Source organism: Bacillus sp. JJ1474 (genome assembly GCF_036965225.1).
GTDB lineage: Bacteria > Bacillota > Bacilli > Bacillales > Cytobacillaceae > Cytobacillus.
In genome coordinates this window covers 1-1,158 of record NZ_JBALPC010000323.1, presented here as the reverse complement: position 1 = coordinate 1,158, position 1,158 = coordinate 1, and the positions used below count along the sequence as shown (strand labels likewise).

Annotated in this window: 1 protein-coding gene; it reads left to right on the top strand. The window is 36.4% G+C overall.

Features of this window, described 5'->3' with window-relative positions; genetic code table 11:
- Nucleotides 1–133: 133 nt before the first annotated feature.
- Nucleotides 134–1,158, top strand: a 1,025-nt coding sequence (locus V7164_RS25370; RefSeq protein WP_335355615.1) for a PAS domain S-box protein, incomplete at its 3' end; no start/stop codon positions are given.

The following is a 1,158-nucleotide window of genomic DNA, read 5'->3' as shown; positions in this document are numbered from 1 at the left end:
TATAGTTATTTTAGGACTGTATAAATATATTAACGTAAGTATATATGATTATATTTGATACATGGAATACCGTGTTTTCTTAAAAAAGGGATTTCATAACATACAAAGTGTAAAGTTTTGAGGTGATATAAAAATGAATCTTATTATATGTTTTGCACTTGCAATGGTAATTGTATGCACACTTGTCTTCTTTTGGTCTCGTATAAAGGTGAAATTTCTGCATGAATTATCCAATCAAAGATGGAAAGTGGAGTCTCTAAAGGCTTCCAATCAAGAGTTAGTGGAAACAATAAGCCAGCAGCAAGGGATGCTTTTTAAGTTTATTAAGGATGGCGATAGATTTATTCATACTCTGTGTGAAGGAAGGTTACTTTATAGAATGGATCTTTCTCCTAAGAGGATTATTGGAAAGGAATTACGCGATTTTCTCCCGAAACTTGATGCAGAAGCGGTTATTCAATATTATTGGAGAGCTTGGCAAGGTGAAGATCATGTAACGTACGAAGGGGTAATAAATGGCGTTTCCTACATGTCATCGTTACGACCTATTCGAAAGAATGGGCACGTGGTTGAGATCATTGGTTCATGTGTAGATATTACCGAAAGGAAGCGGGTAGAAAAAGCTCTAAAACTGAGTGAGGCCAATTATCGTCTAATTACAGAGAACATGTTGGATTTGGTTGGACTCTGGGATATAAATGGAAGAGTAATATATGCATCCCCTTCGCATTTAAAGGTATTGGGATATGATCCAAAAAAGTATGAAGGAGTATTGGCCTTTGATTTGGTTCACCCTGAGGATTCTCTGCGGTTATATGAACTTTTTTTTCAAAAAGTTTCAACTAAATCACCATTTCAAGTCGAGTTTCGGTGTGAAAATGCTGATGGAGATTGGGTTTACTTAGAAGCTCAGGGAACCCCTGTAATTGGGGAGAATGATAAATTAGAGCATTTTGTTATTGTAGGTCGTAATATATCTGAGCGAAAGAAGATGGATGAGTTTATACGAAAAACGGAAAAGCTTTCCCTAGTAGGGCAATTGGCTGCAGGTGTTGCACACGAAATAAGGAACCCTCTAACTTCGATAAAGGGTTTTCTGCAGCTTATGCAAAAGGAATTACATAAACCAAACTACCTTGAAATTATGTTGTGTGAGAT